We start from the raw sequence: 16,249 nt of genomic DNA on the forward strand, positions 1-16,249 counted from the left end.
GTCTGTCTTCTTGATACTCCAAAACACATGACAGGAAAAAGCACTTTGACGGTTTTTTGAAGTTTATTTTTCAGAGTGACGAATAACCCTTGGCGTACCGTTGCTGCACCGTTAAAGTCGGAAGTCCGGTCGCCATGAAAGCCCGATCGAATTTACCTCCAGCCCAACGTTTACAGGCCTTTCGCATTCAGCGAAACGCGTCCTGGCAATCTTCCCAACCGATCCCGCTTTGCGCTGTTTGCGCGATGAGCCACGGCATAGCCGTTTTGACCGCATCCTGCTTGGCGTTGAAATTGATTACGCCGTGACGCCACAACAGCATCAGGGTCAGCACACGCTGGGCACTCTGCTCGGGCTTGAGGCGGTTGGTGCTGTCCTGGGGATCGATATCCCACAGCGCCACTTGCAGGCCCTGGTTCCGGAAGAACGACTGCGCGTCACCCCGGCGCTGCCCCTGGGGCGGACGGAACAGCGGCACGAAATTCTCCGGCAGCTTGCCCTTGACCAGGTCGACACTGCGCCGCACCGAGTCCTGCCAATCCTGCCAGTAACTGTGGGAACGAAACTCCCAACCCTGCACACCGACGCACTGCCCGGAATAGACCGTCTGGAGATCATTGACCGAGCGATCCGCGAGGCGCGCCTGGATGTCCTTGCCCAACACGAAGAACGTCCCGCTCATGTTCGACTTGCGCAGGTAATCTGTCAGCCACGGCGTGTTGTCCGGCGCGACGTTGGCCCCGCTGTCGAAGGTCAACAGGAACAGCCGGTCATTCATCTGCTCGCCGTTGCGCTCGTAATCGCCGAAACGCTCGATTTCGCTGGTGACCTGGGGAAACAGCGCCGCCTTGCGCAGCAGTTCGTCCCGATACCGGGTGTGGAAGATCCGGCTTGGCTCGGCCCACTTGATGTAATACGAGTTGTCGTCGAGCTGAAACCTGCCCGCCTCTTCCCGCAAGGTCGCCATGTTTTCCACCAGATAGCAGAACGACGCGTCCAGTTCGCAGCTTCGCTGGGCAAAGTTGTAGCTGGACAGCAATCGCTGCCACAGCCGCGCGCGCAGGGCATTGACCGCCGCCATGTTGACCGTGCGCAGCCCCAGGTATTGCTTGAGGGCGATTTCGTCCATGGCATCGGTGTCCAGCAACACCCGGGCAAACATCAGCACCTCGGCCCGGGAGGCCACATCGAACAGCGTCGGGTTGGTGAGCTGCTCGGGCCAGGTGCTGCGGTCCAGGGTGGCGACGTCATTGGGCGCGGCGATGGCACCGAAACTCAACAACCACACCGACAGTAGAAGGACGATACGCAAAAGGGATGTCTCCATAACGAAACCCGCGCGGCATGATAGCTGATCCTGGTGTGGCACCTCTTCGCAAACTGGCGAATAAGCCTCTGTGGCGAGGGAGCTTGCTGTGGCGAGGGGATTTATCCCCTCGCCACACAAAACTCGGCAATTCGCGCCTCACCATCCATCCCCTATCACCCCAATAGCTGGAGTCCACCCCGACAACCCCCTAGAATCGCCGCACCCTTAAAGGAGACGTTTGCATGCTGATGGTGATTTCCCCCGCCAAGACCCTCGACTTCGAAACACCGCCGGCTACCGAGCGCTTCACCCTGCCCCAATACCTGGATCATTCCCAGGAGTTGGTCGAGCAATTGCGTGAACTCTCGCCTGCCCAGATCAGTGAATTGATGCACGTTTCCGACAAGATCGGCGGCCTCAATGCCGCGCGGTTCGGCAGCTGGACCCCGGCGTTCACCCCGGCCAACGCCAAGCAGGCGCTGCTGGCGTTCAAGGGCGACGTTTATACCGGCCTCGACGCACAAAGCCTTGGTGAAGCCGACTTCGACTATGCGCAACAACACTTGCGCATGCTCTCGGGCCTTTACGGCCTGCTGCGCCCGCTGGACCTGATGCAGCCGTATCGCCTGGAGATGGGCACCAAGTTGGCCAACGCCCGGGGCAAGGACCTGTACGCCTTCTGGGGCATCCGCATCAGTGAATGGCTGAACGAGGCGCTGGCCGACCAGGGCGACGACCTGTTGTTGAACCTGGCCTCCAATGAATACTTCAGCGCAGTCAAACGCAGCGCACTGAAGGCCCGCATCATCGATACCGAGTTCAAGGACCTCAAGAATGGCCAGTACAAGATCATCAGTTTCTACGCAAAAAAAGCCCGAGGCTTGATGAGCCGGTTTGTCATTGAACAACGCATCAACGATCCAACGGCACTCAAGCAATTTGATGTGCAGGGGTATCGCTACAGCGCCGAGCAATCTTCTTCAGACAAGCTGGTTTTCCTGCGCGACCACGCCCCGCAATAACGCAGCGTCATTTCCGGGCCCCGATAAGGGGCCTCGATCAAAGCCGAATTTGTCATCCAACTTCCCCGCCCTATTCGCCACTTTCTTGGCGTCAACAAAACAAACACTCCCCGCGCTAACTTTTCTTTCACTCGACAAATGTCAGATTTTTCCGTAGTGGCACCGATTTTTTTCTTCAGTACTGGCACAAAACTATCTACCCCCTTTAACTCCCCGAAACTAAAGGGCGAAATCGGTGGTGCTATCAATATGAGAGCAGTGCCATCTAGGCAAATATTTCGAAAAATTTCGAAAATCACGATGAGCGGATCGGAACTATGTGAAATTGCACGGCTCATACCACCCGTAACGATTCTCGCCGAGCGTGTACGAGATAACTTACAAGGCACGTCGTCCGAAGTAACGGAGTTGTAACGACAACTTAGCGAAACGGTCGTCTTATTGGATCCACCCTTAAAGGACGGGAGATAACGCACCATTACTATCCCCTACAAGGCCAAGGCTGCGCCCCTATTAACGTGCTCACCCGAGCACCCAACCTTCTGATTTTGTGGGCTTTTTGCCAGGAGTCTGAAGTGAAAGATCTTTTGCACGAGCGTCCCGCCAACGAGGACTGGCTGCATAACAGGGCAGGTCATAACAACTAGGCCGCTTTGCGCACAACTTGAGTGCACTTATTTAGACACTCGGAACTTTGTATGCCTGCACACGGCACTGTGGCGCCTGCATTTCCACACTTCCGAGTGCACGATGACCGCTGAACACTATTAACTCCGGCCATTTAATGGCGTGAAAACAGAGGTAAATGCGATGCGCATTAGCATATTTGGTTTGGGTTACGTCGGTGCAGTATGTGCCGGTTGCCTGTCTGCACGGGGCCATGATGTAGTTGGCGTAGATGTCGCCAAAGACAAGATCGACATGATCAATGCTGGTAAGTCTCCGATCGTTGAACCGGGTCTTGGCGAGCTGTTGGCGCAGGGCATTCAAACGGGTCGGCTGCGCGGCACTACCAACTTCGCCGAAGCCATTCGCGATACTGACCTGTCGATGATTTGCGTTGGCACGCCAAGTAAGAAGAATGGCGACCTGGAACTGAACTACATCGAAGCCGTGTGCCGCGAGATCGGTTTTGTCCTGCGCGACAAGACCACCCGCCACACCATCGTGGTGCGCAGTACCGTACTGCCAGGCACCGTGGCCAATGTGGTCATCCCGATCCTCGAAGACTGCTCCGGCAAGAAAGCCGGCGTCGATTTCGGCGTCGCGGTCAACCCGGAGTTCCTGCGTGAAAGTACCGCGATCAAGGACTACGACCAGCCGCCAATGACCGTCATCGGCGAGTTCGACACCGCCTCGGGCGACGTCCTGCAATCGCTGTACGAAGAGCTCGACGCACCGATCATCCGCAAGGACATCGCCGTTGCCGAGATGATCAAGTACACCTGCAACGTGTGGCACGCCACCAAGGTCACCTTCGCCAACGAGATCGGCAACATTGCCAAGGCCGTCGGCGTCGATGGTCGCGAAGTGATGGACGTGGTCTGCCAGGACAAGGCCCTGAACCTGTCGCAGTACTACATGCGCCCAGGCTTCGCCTTCGGCGGTTCGTGCCTGCCTAAAGACGTACGCGCCCTGACCTACCGCGCAAGCTCCTTGGACGTGGAAGCGCCGTTGCTCAACTCGCTGATGCGCAGCAACGAATCCCAGGTGCAGAACGCTTTCGACATCGTCTCCAGCCACGACAAGCGCAAAGTCGCCCTGCTGGGCCTGAGCTTCAAGGCCGGTACCGACGACCTGCGTGAAAGCCCACTGGTAGAACTGGCGGAAATGCTGATCGGCAAGGGCTATGACCTGCGCATCTACGACAGCAACGTCGAATACGCCCGTGTCCACGGTGCGAACAAGGATTACATCGAGTCGAAGATTCCTCACGTCTCGTCCTTGCTCAACTCCGACTTCGACGCGGTGATCGACAGCTCCGACATCATCATTCTCGGCAACCGCGACGAGAAGTTCCGTGCGCTGACCGAGAACGTACCGGAAGGCAAGCAGGTCATCGACCTGGTTGGTTTCATGTCCAAGGCCACCTCCCCGAGTGGCCGGACCGAAGGCATCTGCTGGTAAGTCTGTTAGCCGGCCGGGGCTCGCCCTGGCCGGCCTTTCGCCTGCCTTAACCCATCGGGCCGCCCACAAGGCCCGCCCGAGATAGAGACGGATGCAGATTATGCACAGGCTAAAGCACGGCCTGCTTCAGGCCGCCGGTTGGCTGTTTTACTTGAGTTTACTGATGGGCATCGCCATGGCGCTGCCCACGTCCACGTTCGACTCCGAATCCAAGGATTTCATCTTCCTGATCGGCGCCGTGGGCATCTGGCGTTACTCCATGGGCGCGACGCATTTCGTGCGCGGCATGATCTTCCTGTACATCGTCTACCCCCACCTGCGCCGCAAGGTACGCAAGCTGGGCAAGGCGGCGGACCCGTCCCACGTGTACCTGATGGTCACCAGTTTCCGCATCGACGCGCTGACCACCGCCCAGGTCTACGGCTCGGTGATTCGCGAAGCCATTGAGTGCGGGCTGCCGACCACCGTGGTCTGCTCCATCGTGGAAATGTCCGATGAACTGCTGGTCAAGAGCCTCTGGGCCCGCATGAACCCGCCGGAGCACGTCAAGCTGGACTTCGTGCGCATCCCCGGCACCGGCAAGCGCGACGGCCTGGCCTACGGCTTCCGCGCCATCTCCCGCCACCTGCCGGACGATCGCGCAGTGGTCGCGGTGATCGATGGCGACACCGTCCTCGCCGAGGGCGTGGTGCGCAAGACCGTGCCGTGGTTCCAGCTGTTCGGCAACGTCGGCGGCCTGACCACCAACGAGTTCTGCGAAGTGCGCGGCGGCTACATCATGAGCGAGTGGCACAAGCTGCGCTTCGCCCAACGCCACATCAACATGTGCTCGATGGCGTTGTCCAAGCGCGTCCTGACCATGACCGGACGCATGTCGGTGTTCCGCGCGACCGTGGTCACCAACCCGGACTTCATCGCCGACGTGGAAAGCGACTCGCTGCAACACTGGCGCCTGGGCCGCTTCAAATTCCTCACCGGCGACGACAAATCGAGCTGGTTCAGCCTGATGCGCCTGGGCTACGACACCTTCTACGTGCCGGATGCGGCGATCAATACGGTCGAGCACCCACCGGAAAAGAGCTTCATCAAGGCGAGTCGCAAGTTGATGTTCCGTTGGTACGGCAACAACCTGCGGCAGAACTCCCGGGCCTTGGGCCTGGGTCTGCGGCGTCTGGGCCTGTTCACTTCGGTGGTGCTGTTCGACCAGCGCGTATCGATGTGGACGTCGCTGCTGGGCCTGACCGTGGCGATCATCGCCAGCTTCAAGTACGGCACCGCGTTCATCCTGGTGTACCTGCTGTGGATCGGCATCACGCGGTTGATCCTGACCTTGCTGCTGTCGTGCTCCGGACACCGGATCGGCCCGGCCTACCCGGCGATTCTCTATTACAACCAGATCGTCGGTGCCCTGGTGAAGATCTACGTGTTCTTCCGCCTTGATCAACAGTCCTGGACCCGCCAGCCCACCCACCTGACCCGTGATCTCGCCAGCTTTCAACGTTGGTTCAACACTTGGTCGTCTCGGACCATGACCTTCTCCGCCGGCAGCATCTTTGTCGCCGTGCTGCTGACGATGGTCTGACCGGACTTGAATGAATTAACTAGGAAATCGCCCCTATGAACACCGCCGTGAATGTCAACGTAGTGCATGAATCCGAAGCCCAACGCCAACACGCCCGGGTCAAAATCCCGGCCAAGTTGCGTTTCTTCGGCCCTGACCGTACGCCCATGGAAGTCAAGGTCCTGGACCTGTCGGCCGGCGGCCTGTGCTTCAACGCCGGCCAACTGCCGCTCAAGGTTGGCGAGACCTACAAGGCTCGCCTGCAGTTCGTGATCGACAACCTCGGCCTGGCCATGGACGTCGAATTGCAGATCCGTTCCTACGACCGCCAGACCGGCCGCACCGGCTGCCAGTTCCAGAACCTGGAGCCGCGGGACATCTCGACACTGCGTCACATCATCACCTCGCACCTGGCCGGCGACATCGTCGGCGTCGGCGATGTGCTGGCGACCCTGCAGCGCGACAACTTCACCAAGGCCCGCAAGCAGAAAGATGACAACGGTGGCATGACCGCCTTCGGTCGCCTGCGCGCCGTGACCTTCAGCCTGGGCGTATTCGTCGTTGGCCTGGCGGCGTTCGGTTTCATCTTCAAGTCGGTGTACGGCATGTACTTCGTCAGCCACGCGCAGGCCGGCATCGTCAACGTACCGGGCATGGCCATCACCATGCCGCGCGACGGCACCGTGCAGAGCCTCGTCAAGGCCGACGGCGTAGCCGCCAAGGGTGCCCCGCTGGCGACCTTCAGCACCAGCATGCTCGACGTGCTCAAGGGCCACCTGGACGACAACCAACTGCAACCAGCCAAGGTCGAGGAATTGTTCGGCAAGCAGATGACCGGCACCCTGACGTCGCCATGCGATTGCATCGTCACCCAGCAACTGGTCTCCAACGGCCAGTACGCGAGCAAGGGTGACGTGATCTTCCAACTGGTACCACGGGGCACCGAGGCCAACGTTGAGGCACGCTTCTCCTATCGCCAGTTCGGCGACGTGCGTCCAGGCACCCCGGTCAGCTTCCAGGTTGCCGGCGAAGACACCACCCGCACCGGCAAGATTGTCAGCAGCACCAGCCTGAAAAGTGCCGACCTGTCCTCCGACATCCGTGTGCTGATCCAACCTGACGAAGCCCTCGACAGCGCGCTGGCCGGCCGTCCGGTGGAAGTCGTCAGCGATCGTGGCCCAAGCCTGAACTGGCTGATCGACAAAGCCATGGCCGTTGGTCTTTAAGTCGAGGATATGCCCGTGACCATTATAAAAATCCTGAACAGCCCACAGACCCTGTGGGAGCGAGCCTGCTCGCGAAAGGATCAACGCGGTCAGGACGATGCGCCGCAAGCTCGTTCCCAAGTGGGAACCCTCTGTGCCTTGGCATTGGCAGTGAGCCTGGCCGGTTGCGCCGGCCTGCCCGACCAACGCCTGGCCAACGAAGCCCTCAAGCGCGGCGACACGGCGTTGGCGCAGCAGAACTATCAGCAACTGGCAGACCTGGGCTACAGCGAAGCCCAGGTCGGCCTGGCCGATATCCAGGTGGACAGCCGCGACCCCGAGCAGATGCGCAAGGCCGAGGCGACCTACCGCGCCGCCGCCGATATCTCGCCGCGCGCCCAGGCTCGCCTGGGTCGCCTGCTGGTGGCCAAGCCCGGTTCCACCGAGGCTGAAAAACACGAAGCCGAAGGCCTGTTGAAAAAAGCCTTCGCCAACGGTGAAGGCAACACCCTGATCCCGCTGGCGATGCTGTATCTGCAATATCCCCACAGCTTCCCGAACGTCAACGCCCAGCAGCAGATCAGCCAATGGCGCAGCGCCGGCTACCCGGAAGCGGGCCTGGCGCAGATCCTGCTCTATCGCACCCAAGGCACTTACGACCAGCACCTGGACGAAGTGGAAAAGGTCTGCAAGGCCGCCCTGGCCACCACCGACATATGCTACGTCGAACTGGCCACGGTCTATCAGAAACGCGGCCAACCGGAACAGCAGGCCGAGCTGATCAAGCAAATGCAAGCCGGTCACGCCCGCGGCGTGGTCTCGGCCCAGCGTGTGGACAGCGTCGCCCGCGTCCTGGCCGATCAAAGCCTGGGCAAGACTGACGAGAAAACCGCCCAGTCGTTGCTCGAAGGCATCGCTCCCGGCAACCCCGCTTCCTGGGTCAGCCTGGCGCAACTGCTCTACGACTTCCCGGAACTGGGTGACGTCGACAAGATGATGCAATACCTGGAAAACGGCCGCGCCGCCGACCAGCCTCGTGCCGAGCTGTTGCTGGGCAAGCTGTACTACGAAGGCAAGTGGGTACCGGCCGACGCCAAGGTCGCCGAGGCACATTTCCAGAAAGCCGTGGGCCGGGAAGTGGCTGCCGATTACTACCTCGGCCAGATCTATCGCCGTGGTTACCTGGGCCAGGTGTACTCGCAAAAAGCCCTGGACCACCTGCTCAAGGCCGCCCGCAACGGCCAGAACAGCGCCGACTACGCCATTGCCCAGCTGTTTTCCCAGGGCAAGGGCACCAAGCCCAACCCGGTCAACGCCTATGTGTTCAGCCAGTTGGCCAAGGCGCAGAACACCCCGCAGGCCACCGAGCTTGCCCAGACCCTCGAAGCACAATTACCGCCGGAACAACTTGCACAAGCGCAACGCCTGCTACAACAAGAGCAGGCCATTCGCGGCGCAATGAGCCCCGATACGCTTGAACTGCAAGCCCTAAAAGAAGATGACGGCGAGGAACCTCTATGAAGCTTTTGAAGCTCAACCCTTTTGTGCAGGCTGGTATTGGCCTGTCGTTTGCCCTGCTGTGGTCCTGCCCGACCCTGGCGGCGCTGACCGAAAGCAAGAATTTCGGCCTGGAAGTAAAGATCACCGGCCAGTCCGAAGATGACCGCGACCTCGGCACCCAACGCGGTGGCGATGTCAACGGCGTCGGCCTGGACCTGCGCCCATGGGTCTACGGGGAAAGTGGCGCGTGGAGTGCCTACGCCATGGCCCAGGCCGTGACGTCTACCGACATCATCGAAACCGACACCCTGCAGCAGTCCGACGGCGCGACCCAAGAAACCGACAGCGGCGACCGCGAAGCCAAGAAAAGCTACCTGGCCATGCGCGAATTCTGGATTGGCTACAGCGGGCTGACCCCTTATCCGGGCGAACTCTTGAAGTTCGGCCGCCAGCGCCTGCGCAACGACGACGGCCAATGGCGCGACACCAACATCGAAGCCCTGAACTGGACCTTCGACACCACCTTGCTGCGGGCCAACCTCGGCGTGGCCGAGCGTTTCAGCGAATACCGTACCGACCTCAAGGAATTGTCTCCAAAAGACAAGGACCGCATGCACGTCTATGGCGACGTCGGCTATCAGTGGATGCCAGGCCAGTGGGCCAGTATCCGTGCCCACCACAGCCACGACAGCGGCAGCCTCGACTACCCGACCCCGGGCGAGCCCACCGACACCCTGGACAAGACCCAGAACGGTGACTTGACCTGGCTCGGCCTGGAGGCCACCAGCGACGCCTACAACTGGCGCAACACCAACACCGTCAACTATTGGGCAAGCCTCACCGGCATGACCGGCGACCGCGACACCGTCAACGCGCTGAACGCCGACGGCACGCGCCCGGCGCAAGCCAAGCGCAGTGACGACGTCGACGGCTGGGCCACCGACCTGGGTGTCCGCCTGCGCCTCGATCCGCAATGGCAAGTCGGTGCAGCGTATGCCCGGGCCAGCGAGGACTACGAACAGAACGGCTTGCAAAGCAACCGCTCGAACTTCACCGGCACCCGCTCGCGGGTCCACCGTTTCGGCGAGGCTTTCCGCGGCGAAATGGCCAACACCCAGAGCGCCAGCCTGTTCGGTTCCTGGCAATTGCGCGACGAATACGACGCCAGCCTGGTGTACCACAAGTTCTGGCGCGTGGACGGCAACAAGCCGGTGGGCAGCAACGGCATCAATGCGGTGGAAAACAACACCGACGACGTGACCGGCGCCATCCTGTCGACCTCGTCGTTGCCGCTGCGCGACGGTGACAAGGACCTGGGCCAGGAAGTCGACCTGGTCGTCACCAAATACTTCAAGCAAGGCCTGCTGCCGGCTGCGCTGAGTCAGTCCATCGATGAGCCGTCGGCGCTGGTGCGCTTTCGTGGCGGCGTGTTCAAGCCAGGCGACGCCTACGGCAAAGAGGTCGATTCGTACATGCATCGGGCCTTTGTCGACGTGATCTGGCGCTTCTGATGCAAACGACCATGGGAGTGCCCGATATGAACCGCTACCTCAGGAACAGCCAGGCGATGAAAGGTTCGATCAGCCTGTTGGCCGCAGCGATGCTGCTGGCCGGCTCGTCGGCGTTCGCCAACGTTGAACCGGTGGCCAAGCCGGGCAACGTGGTCAAGGAACTGCAACGCGCCAAGACCTACACCGTCAGCAGCGCGCCGACCGCGCCGCTGGAGCTGGCCACGCCTACCCTGCCCGACCTCAAGGGCTACACCGCCGAAGCGGCTGCAGCCAAGATCGTACGGACCAAGGCAGGCAAGGTCAGCGTTCGACGGATGATGCAAGAAGACGCCTTGAAGGACTTCATCGGCGGCGACAACAAGATGGCCGAGTGGGTGGTGCGCCAGCACGGTATCCCACAGGCCATCTTTCTTGACGACGGCTACATGAACCTCAAGGACCTGGTCAAGAAAGTGCCCAAGTACGTCATCGAGACTTCGCCAGGCGTATACCTGGCGAAGATCCCGATCGTCGTCGGTCGCAAGGGCATCCTCGAGATCGACAAACAGACCCAGGAACTGCGCCTGTCCCAGGAGGGCGGGTCGTTCCTGGTCAACGATGGCCAGATGTTCATCCGCGACACCAAGGTCACCGGCTGGCGCGAAAAGGACAATGGCCCCGCCACGTTCCGCTCGCCCAAGGAGTTCCGTCCGTTCCTGCTGTCCTGGGGCGGCACCGAGACCTACATCGTCAACACCAAGATGGCCAGCTTCGGCTATGCCAACAGTAAGTCGTACGGGGTGAGTATTTCCCAATACACGCCGAACATGGCCAAGGTCCTCAAGCGCCCGGAACCGACCGGCTGGATCATCGGTTCCGAGTTCTCGGACATGTGGTACGGCTTCTACTGCTACGAGACCCGCGACTTTGTCATCAAGGGCAACACCTACAAAGACAACATCGTCTACGGCATCGACCCCCACGACCGTTCGCACCGGCTGATCATCGCCGACAACACCGTCTACGGGACCAAGAAGAAGCACGGGATCATCGTTTCCCGTGAGGTCAACGACAGCTTCATCATCAACAACCGAAGCTACGACAACAAACTCTCGGGCCTGGTGATCGACCGTAACAGCGTGAACAACCTGATCGCCTACAACGAGATCTACAAGAACCACACCGACGGCATCACGCTCTACGAGAGTGCCGACAACCTGTTGTGGGGCAACAAGGTGATCAGCAACCAGCGCCACGGCATCCGGATTCGTAACAGCGTGAACATCCGCCTGTACGAAAACCTGTCCATGGCCAACGGCCTGACCGGTCTGTACGGCCACATCAAGGACCTGTCGGACACCGACCGGGACATCAAGCTCGACCCGTTCGACGCCGAAGTGTCGCTGATCGTGGTCGGTGGCGAACTGGCCGGCAACGGCAGTGGCCCGCTGTCCATCGACTCGCCGTTGAGCGTCGAGCTGTACCGCGTGTCCATGCTCGCGCCGACCAAATCCAGCGGCATCAGCTTCACGGGAATCCTTGGCGAACGCCAGGACGAAATTCTCGACCTGCTGGTGCGCCAGCAAAAAGCCGTGCTGATCGACCCCGTTGAACGCCAGACCGAAATGCGGGACTGAGGAATGACCTTTATGAACCCACAGATGATCAAACTTCTGGGCCTTTCCGCCCTGACTGCCGGCATTCTCGCCGCCGCAAGCGGCGCTCGCGCCGATGAAATCAAGGCACCAACGTTCACTGCCGAACCGTGCTGCAACCTGTGCCCGGCTGCCCACGACGCGAAGAACTACACCACGCGTTACCAACAAAACTTCACCACGCTGGTACAGGCCCAGGGCGACTGGCTGTTCCGTACCCAGGAAGACCTGCGCACGGAGTTCAACACCACGCCGGCCGGCTACAAGCGCATGCAGCAGCTGCACGATGCGTTCAAGAAAAAAGGCGTCGAGCTGGTGATCGTCTACCAGCCGACCCGTGGCCTGGTGAACCGCAACAAACTCAACCCCCAGGAAAAGGCTGCCTTCGACTACGAAAAGGCCCTGACCAACTACAAGTCCATGCTGGGTCGTTTCGCGCAGATGGGTTACGTCGTGCCGGACCTGTCACCGCTGACCAACGAAAACCTGCCCGACACCCTGCCGGCCCACGACTTCTACTTCCGTGGCGACCAGCACTGGACCCCGTACGGTGCCCAGCGCACGGCGAAGATCGTGGCCGAGAAGGTCAAGCAGATCCCGGCCTTCGCCGACATTCCCAAGCGTGAATTCGAAACCAAGAAGTCCGGCCGCATGGGCAAGACCGGCACCCTGCACAACATGGCCGGGCAACTGTGCGGCACCAGCTACGCGATCCAGTACATGGACCAGTTCACCACCGAGCCCAAGGGCGAGGCTGGCGATGGCGACCTGTTCGGCGATTCCGGCAACCCGCAGATCACCCTCGTGGGTACCAGCCACAGCGGCAAGAACTACAACTTCGCCGGTTTCCTGGAAGAAGCCATCGGCGCCGACATCCTCAACGTGGCCTTCCCGGGCGGCGGTTTCGAAGGCGCGATGATCCAGTACCTGGGCAGCGAAGAGTTCCAGAAGAACCCACCGAAGATTCTCATCTGGGAATTCTCGCCGCTGTATCGCCTGGACCAGGAAACCATCTACCGCCAGATGATGGCGCTGCTGGACAACAACGGTTGCGAAGGCAAGCCGGCATTGATGAGCAGCAAGGCCAAGCTCAAGCCGGGCAAGAACGAATTGATGGTCAACAGCAAGAACATGGATCTGCGTAACGGCAGCCACCAGGTCGACATCCAATTCGCCGACACGTCGGTGAAAACCTTGCAAGCCACCCTCTGGTACATGAATGGGCGCCACGAGGACATCAAGATCGAAAAACCGAACACCTCCGAAACCGACGGGCGTTTCGCCTTCCAATTGCGCACCGACGAGGACTGGGCTTCCCAGAACCTCTTGGCTCTAGAAGTCCAAGGGCCTGAAGCCGGCAAGGAGCCATTGCAAGTGGAAGCGAAAGTCTGCAAACGCAACGCATCTCCGCAAGCCGAGCAACAAACGGCTCAAATCGGACAATGAGGTCTCGTCTCATGACCAGAACCATGCGCACCCGAACGTTGAAAACGCTGTTGGCGCCGTCGCTGCTGACCCTGGCGATGTTCGCCGGGGCCACGCAGGCCGCGGCGCCACTGCGCCCGCCACAGGGCTACTTCGCACCGATTGAAAAGGTCAAGGAAGGCGACGGCGGCAAGGGCTGCGAAGCCGTGCCGACGCCGTACACCGGCTCGTTGCAGTTTCGCAGCAAGTACGAAGGCTCCGACAAGGCTCGCGCCACGCTGAACGTGCAATCGGAAAAAGCCTTCCGTGACAGCACCGCCGACATCACCAAGATCGAGCGCGGCATCAGCAAGCAAGTCATGCAGTTCATGCGCGACGGTCGCCCCGAGCAACTGGAATGCACCCTGAACTGGCTGACCGCCTGGGCCAAGGCCGATGCATTGATGTCCAAGGACTTCAACCACACCGGCAAGTCCATGCGCAAATGGGCGCTGGGCAGCATGGCTTCGGCCTATGTCCGCCTGAAGTTCTCCGAGTCGCGTCCGCTGGCCAATCATCAGGACCAGGCGCAACTGATCGAAGGCTGGTTCAGCAAGATGGCCGACCAGGTGGTCAGCGATTGGGACAACCTGCCGCTGGACAAGACCAACAACCACTCGTACTGGGCCGCCTGGTCGGTAATGGCCACGTCCGTGGCGACCAACCGTCGCGACCTGTTCGACTGGGCCGTCAAGGAATACAAGGTCGGCGTCAACCAGGTCGATGCCGAGGGCTACCTGCCCAACGAACTCAAGCGCAAGCAACGCGCCCTGTCCTACCACAACTATGCCCTGCCGCCGCTGGCCATGATCGCCAGCTTCGCCCAGGTCAATGGCGTGGACCTGCGCCAGGAAAACAACGGCGCCCTCAAGCGACTGGGTGACCGAGTGCTGGCCGGGGTGAAAGACCCGGACATCTTCGAAGAGAAGAACGGCGAAGAACAGGACATGAAGGATCTGAAGATCGATTCGAAATTCGCCTGGCTCGAACCGTTCTGCAGCCTCTACACCTGCTCCGAAGACGTGCTTGAACGCAAGCACGAAATGCAGCCGTTCAAGACCTTCCGCCTCGGCGGCGACTTGACCCGGGTGTACGACCCTTCGCGGGAGAAAGGCGAGAAAGGAAGCTGACACCGTTCTCCCTGCCTGAAAGGGAACCCTGTGGGAGCGAGCTTGCTCGCGATGACGGCGGCACATGCCACTGCGATGCAAGCTGATCCACTGCTATCGCGAGCAAGCTCGCTCCCACAAGGGAAAGTGGTCTGTTTCAAATGCAATGCCCCCCGGTTTTCATGGGGGGGTTTGGGGGGGCTCTGGCCCTTGACTGTTGATTCAACAAGGAGAGATCGGGATGGTATTTTCATCCAATGTGTTCCTGTTCCTGTTCTTGCCGATCTTTCTCGGCTTGTACTACCTGAGCGGGCAACGCTATCGCAACCTGCTGCTGCTGATCGCCAGCTATGTGTTCTATGCCTGGTGGCGGGTGGACTTCCTGGCCCTGTTCGCCGGCGTCACCCTGTGGAACTACTGGATCGGCCTGAAAGTCGGTGCCGCCGGCGTGCGCACCAAACCGGCCCAGCGTTGGCTGCTGCTCGGCGTGGGCGTGGACTTGGCCATCCTGGGCTATTTCAAATACGCCAACTTCGGCGTGGACAGCCTCAACGCAATCATCACCAGCTTCGGGCTCAACCCGTTCATCCTGACCCACGTGCTGCTGCCGATCGGGATCTCGTTCTACATCTTCGAGTCCATCAGCTACATCATCGACGTGTATCGCGGTGATACGCCGGCGACCCGCAACCTGATCGACTTCGCGGCGTTCGTGGCGATCTTCCCGCACCTGATCGCCGGCCCCGTGCTGCGTTTCCGCGACCTGGCCGACCAGTTCAACAACCGCACCCACACGCTGGACAAATTCTCCGAAGGCTGCACGCGCTTCATGCAGGGCTTCATCAAGAAGGTGTTCATCGCCGACACCCTGGCGGTGGTGGCCGACCATTGCTTCGCCCTGCAGAACCCGACCACCGGCGACGCCTGGCTCGGCGCCCTGGCCTATACCGCGCAGCTGTACTTCGACTTCTCCGGCTACAGCGACATGGCCATCGGCCTGGGCCTGATGATGGGTTTCCGCTTCATGGAAAACTTCAAGCAGCCCTACATCAGCCAATCGATCACCGAGTTCTGGCGCCGCTGGCACATCAGCCTGTCGACCTGGCTGCGTGACTACCTCTACATCACCCTGGGCGGTAACCGCAAAGGCACGCTGATGACTTATCGCAACCTGTTCCTGACCATGCTGCTCGGTGGTCTGTGGCACGGCGCGAACATCACCTACGTGATCTGGGGTGCGTGGCACGGCATGTGGCTGGCCATCGAAAAAGCGGTGGGCATCAACACCACGCCACGCAGCATCAACCCGATCCGCTGGGCGCTGACCTTCCTGCTGGTGGTGATGGGCTGGGTGATCTTCCGTGCCGAGAACCTGCACGTGGCCGGCCGCATGTACAGCGCAATGTTCAGCTTCGGCGACTGGTCGCTGTCGGAACTGACCCGCGCCAACCTCACCGGCCTGCAGATCGCCACGCTGGTGGTGGCCTACGTCACCCTCGCCTTCTTCGGCCTGCGCGACTTCTACACCAACCGTCCGCCAGCCAAGACCAAGCCTGAGGTGAACACCGAAGCCAACGGCCCAGCCACCGCGCAACCGGGGATGATCAAGGCAGTACCGGGCGACAACCCGTCGACCATCCACGAACCTGGCTACACCGTCGGCGTCGAGGCCCAGGTGCAACCGGCCTACTGGACCGTGGACTGGTCGCGCTACGTGATGCGCGCCCTGGTATTGCTGTTGTTCATCGCCTCGATTCTCAAACTGTCGGCGCAAAGCTTTTCGCCATTCCTTTACTTCCAGTTCTGA

At 60.5% G+C, this 16,249-nt stretch carries 11 protein-coding genes; 10 read left to right on the plus strand and 1 reads right to left on the minus strand.

What is annotated here, in order from left to right; genetic code table 11:
* Positions 1 to 187: 187 nt before the first annotated feature.
* On the minus strand, positions 188 to 1,312 hold the full coding sequence (locus AB4N42_RS26480) for a polysaccharide deacetylase family protein (RefSeq protein WP_030139645.1): 1,125 nt from the start codon (positions 1,310 to 1,312) through the stop codon (positions 188 to 190).
* A 239-nt stretch (positions 1,313 to 1,551) separates the two neighbouring features.
* On the opposite strand from AB4N42_RS26480, the gene yaaA reads away from it, so the two are divergent.
* The 10 genes from yaaA (at position 1,552) to AB4N42_RS26530 (ending at position 16,249) form a co-directional block, all read left to right on the plus strand.
* On the plus strand, positions 1,552 to 2,331 hold the full coding sequence (yaaA, locus tag AB4N42_RS26485; protein WP_030139646.1) for a peroxide stress protein YaaA: 780 nt from the start codon (positions 1,552 to 1,554) through the stop codon (positions 2,329 to 2,331).
* A gap of 810 nt (positions 2,332 to 3,141) precedes the next feature.
* Positions 3,142 to 4,458 (plus strand): nucleotide sugar dehydrogenase, encoded by a 1,317-nt coding sequence (locus AB4N42_RS26490; protein ID WP_030139647.1) that lies wholly within the window; start codon positions 3,142 to 3,144, stop codon positions 4,456 to 4,458.
* Positions 4,459 to 4,558: 100 nt separating this feature from the next.
* Complete coding sequence (gene alg8, locus AB4N42_RS26495) at positions 4,559 to 6,040, plus strand: mannuronan synthase (RefSeq protein WP_407682753.1); 1,482 nt, start codon at positions 4,559 to 4,561, stop codon at positions 6,038 to 6,040.
* A 35-nt stretch (positions 6,041 to 6,075) separates the two neighbouring features.
* Positions 6,076 to 7,245: an alginate biosynthesis protein Alg44 gene (locus tag AB4N42_RS26500; RefSeq protein WP_030139649.1), complete on the plus strand. Its 1,170-nt coding sequence runs from the start codon at positions 6,076 to 6,078 to the stop codon at positions 7,243 to 7,245.
* A gap of 15 nt (positions 7,246 to 7,260) precedes the next feature.
* The gene (gene algK, locus AB4N42_RS26505; RefSeq protein WP_217861308.1) at positions 7,261 to 8,745 is read left to right on the plus strand and encodes an alginate biosynthesis TPR repeat lipoprotein AlgK; all 1,485 of its coding nucleotides are present in this window, start codon (positions 7,261 to 7,263) and stop codon (positions 8,743 to 8,745) included.
* 5 nt (positions 8,746 to 8,750) lie between these two features.
* Positions 8,751 to 10,235 (plus strand): alginate export family protein, encoded by a 1,485-nt coding sequence (locus AB4N42_RS26510; RefSeq protein ID WP_460116420.1) that lies wholly within the window; start codon positions 8,751 to 8,753, stop codon positions 10,233 to 10,235.
* A gap of 26 nt (positions 10,236 to 10,261) precedes the next feature.
* Positions 10,262 to 11,851 carry a mannuronan 5-epimerase AlgG gene (algG, locus tag AB4N42_RS26515; protein WP_198796592.1) on the plus strand — a complete coding sequence of 530 codons (1,590 nt, stop codon included), beginning with the start codon at positions 10,262 to 10,264 and terminating at the stop codon, positions 11,849 to 11,851.
* Between the two features lie 12 nt (positions 11,852 to 11,863).
* Positions 11,864 to 13,315, plus strand: a complete 1,452-nt coding sequence (locus AB4N42_RS26520) for an alginate O-acetyltransferase (RefSeq protein WP_030139653.1) — start codon at positions 11,864 to 11,866, stop codon at positions 13,313 to 13,315.
* An 11-nt stretch (positions 13,316 to 13,326) separates the two neighbouring features.
* Positions 13,327 to 14,463, plus strand: a complete 1,137-nt coding sequence (locus AB4N42_RS26525; RefSeq protein ID WP_217861307.1) for a mannuronate-specific alginate lyase — start codon at positions 13,327 to 13,329, stop codon at positions 14,461 to 14,463.
* Between the two features lie 220 nt (positions 14,464 to 14,683).
* Positions 14,684 to 16,249, plus strand: coding sequence for an MBOAT family O-acyltransferase (locus AB4N42_RS26530; RefSeq protein WP_407682754.1), 1,566 nt, complete (start codon positions 14,684 to 14,686; stop codon positions 16,247 to 16,249).

The sequence above is a fragment of the Pseudomonas sp. H2_D02 genome, assembly GCF_054677635.1.